A 793-nucleotide genomic window follows, 5' to 3' on the forward strand; every position below is an offset into this window, starting at 1 on the left:
AGAGAAAACGCTCAGTGATATCATTATTGGCATCACCCGAGAGCACCGCATGCGCGAAATGGAACAAGAGACCGCGAAACGCGGCAGCCTGGCCCACGGTTTAAGTGGATGGATGCGCCACGAACGTATGGCCATCGCTTAATCGTAGCAGGTGAAAGGTCAGGTTATGGCCAGTTTAAACGACAAGCAGCTCAGATTTGTTGCTGAGTACCTAATTGATCTAAATGCGACACAAGCCGCCATTCGGGCCGGTTATAGCGAAAAAACGGCACGTTCTATCGGACAAAGATTGTTGACAAATGTTGACATTCAAAATGCGATTTCGGAAGCGCAAAGTGTCCGGTCTATACGCACACAAATAACGCAAGACCGCGTCTTGCAAGAGTTCGCAAAAATAGGGTTTTCCGATATCAGAAGCCTATTTACTGAAGCTGGCAAGCTCAAGCCTCTCAGTGGTTTAGAGGCAGACGCAGCAGCCGCTCTTTCTTCTGTTGAAGTAGTCACAAAAAACCTGAACGATGGTGGAGTTGAATACGTCCACAAAATCAAACTATGGGATAAAGTCGGTTCATTGACGCAAATGGGCAGACATTTAGGAATGTTTGTGGACAAGACCGAGCTTCGAACCGTCAAGAAGATAGAAGATATGACGGATGAAGAGCTTGAAGCGTACGCAAAATATGGAGATAATGAGGAATAAATCCCTCATTGAACTCTCTAGGCGCAAGGCTGCACGTGAAGGCTCTCTCGCGTTCGCTCAATACACAATGCCGGGTTACAGGGTTGGTGCTCA

1 protein-coding gene is annotated in these 793 nt (G+C 47.4%); it reads left to right on the forward strand.

What is annotated here, in order from left to right; genetic code table 11:
- Positions 1–166 precede the first annotated feature (166 nt).
- Complete coding sequence (locus HK25_RS12210) at positions 167–700, forward strand: terminase small subunit (protein ID WP_086636392.1); 534 nt, start codon at positions 167–169, stop codon at positions 698–700.
- Positions 701–793: the final 93 nt, after the last annotated feature.

Source organism: Acetobacter sp. DsW_059 (assembly GCF_002153695.1).
Lineage (GTDB): Bacteria > Pseudomonadota > Alphaproteobacteria > Acetobacterales > Acetobacteraceae > Acetobacter > Acetobacter thailandicus.

Bases quoted from the DNA above. Each gene is read 5' to 3' on its own strand.
- HK25_RS12210 (WP_086636392.1), top strand. From the start codon at position 167: ATGGCCAGTTTAAACGACAAGCAGCTCAGATTTGTTGCTGAGTACCTA.